General features: G+C 66.3%; 2 protein-coding genes. Both read left to right on the plus strand.

Translation table 11 applies throughout. The features are described 5' to 3' along the window. Positions 1 to 909 (plus strand): lipase family alpha/beta hydrolase (locus QZ994_RS19615; RefSeq protein ID WP_367172366.1); only part of this gene is annotated, 909 nt, incomplete at its 5' end. Between the two features lie 124 nt (positions 910 to 1,033). Then, complete coding sequence (locus QZ994_RS19620; RefSeq protein ID WP_290877713.1) at positions 1,034 to 1,981, plus strand: triacylglycerol lipase; 948 nt, start codon at positions 1,034 to 1,036, stop codon at positions 1,979 to 1,981. Positions 1,982 to 2,144 lie beyond the last annotated feature (163 nt).

The raw sequence follows: 2,144 nt of genomic DNA on the forward strand, positions 1-2,144 counted from the left end.
TCCCCGGTGGCCCATGCCACCACAACCACCACCACCGCCACCGCCACCGCCACCGGCTCCCAGACCCGCCACCCCATCGTGCTCGTGCATGGCTTCATCGGCTTTGACAGCATCCTGGGCATCCAGTACTTCTACAACATCCCCAGCGCACTGCGCAAAGACGGCGCCACCGTCTACGTCGCGTCGGTCAACCCGTCGCAGACCACCGAATTCCGCGGCGAAGAACTGGTCCAGCAGCTGAAGCAATGGGCCGCCAAAGACGGCGTCACCAAGTTCAACTTGATCGGCCACAGCCATGGCGGCCCGACCGTGCGTTACGCCGCTGGCACCGTGCCTGCCATGGTGGCCAGCGTGACGACCGTCGCCGGCACCCACTTCGGCAGCCAGGTGGCCGACGACATCCTGGCCGGCACCACACCCGATGGCAGCTTCGACAAGCTCGCCACCGCCGGCCTGCAACTCATCGCCTGGCTCAGTGGCAACAGCACGGCCAAACAGGCCGACCTGCTCACCGCCCTCAACGCGCTGAGCACCAAGGGCGCTGCGGCCTTCAACGCCCGGTTCCCTGTCGGGGCGCCCACCACCCCGGGTGGCAGCGGCCCCGAAGTGGCCAGCGTGGCCGGCCACCCCATCCGCTGGTATTCCGTCTCCGGCACCGCCGTCAAGACCAATGCCTGGGACATTTCCGACCTCATCCTCGCCGGCACCGCCACCTACTTCAAGGGCGAAGCCAACGACGGCCTGGTCTCCCGCACCTCCAGCCACTGGGGCAAGGTCATCAAGGACGACTACAGCTGGAACCACCTGGACGAGGTCAATCAGGTTCTGGGCACCGTGGGCAAAACCTCGCCCGATCCGGTCGCCTTCTACAGGCAGCAGGCCAACCGCCTGAAGCTCGCCGGCCTCTGAGAACCCCAGGGCCGCAGGCGCCCGCCGGGCGCTTTTTTTGAATCGCGTCATAACGCGAGCCGTTGATCGGTTCTTATTTGTCAACCGCCTGGCCCCCGCGGCCGGCAGACACCGGAGTCTTCCCATGCGCAAGCTTTTCTCCTTCCGTCACCTCGGTCTGGCCGCGGCCGTGGCCGCCTCCTGCCTGGCCCTCAGTCCGGCCGCCCACGCCGGCACCGGCTCCAAGACCAAGTACCCCCTGGTGCTGGTTCACGGCTTCATCGGCTTCGACAACATCCTGGGCATCCAGTATTTCTACGACATCCCCAACAGCCTGCGCGACGACGGTGCCACTGTCTACATCGCCTCGGTCAACCCCTCGCAGACCACCGAGTTCCGTGGGGAGGAGCTGGTCCAGCAGATGAAGCAGTGGGCCGCCAAGGACGGCGTCAAGAAGTTCAACCTGATCGGCCACAGCCATGGCGGCCCGACCGTGCGCTACGCCGCCGGCACCGTGCCCGCCATGGTCGCCAGCGTCAGCACCATCGCCGGCACGCACTTTGGCAGCAAGGTGGCCGACACCATCCTGGCCGGCACCACCCCTGGCGGCGGCTTTGACCAGGCGGCCACCGCTGGCCTGAAGCTGATTGCCTGGCTCAGCGGCAACAAGACCACCAGCCAGACCGACCTGCTCACCGCCCTCAATGCCCTGAGCGCACCGGGCGCCGCGGCCTTCAATGCCAAATTCCCTGTTGGGGCGCCCACCACCCCTTGCGGCAGCGGCCCAGAAGTCGCCAGCGTGGCTGGCAACAGCATGCGCTGGTACTCCTTCTCCGGCACCTCGGTCAAGACCAACTCGTCCGACATCTCCGACGCCATCCTGGCCTACACCGCCGACTACTTTGGCACCGAGCCCAACGACGGCCTGGTCGGCAAGTGCTCGACCCACTGGGGCAAGGTCATCAAGGACAACTACACCTGGAACCACCTTGATGAAATCAACCAGGTCCTGGGCACCGTGGGCAAGACCTCGCCTGATCCGGTGGCCTTTTACAAGCAGCACGCCAACCGCCTGAAGTGGGCCTTCCTCTGATCCCTCCTGCGATGGTCCGGGCCTGATTGGCCCGGTCTGTCGCCGGCCCGCCACCTTCGCCGGCAGACGCCATGCAGAGGGCACGTTTCACCCAAGGATCACCCTGTCATGCACACCCGCGCCAAACTCACCGCCACCACCCTGGCCCTGATCGCCGCGCTGG

This window comes from Aquabacterium sp., assembly GCF_021768455.1.
GTDB lineage: Bacteria > Pseudomonadota > Gammaproteobacteria > Burkholderiales > Burkholderiaceae_C > Aquabacterium.

Excerpts from the sequence above, each read along its gene's own strand:
- QZ994_RS19620 (WP_290877713.1), top strand. The coding sequence starts at position 1,034 with ATGCGCAAGCTTTTCTCCTTCCGTCACCTCGGTCTGGCCGCGGCCGTG.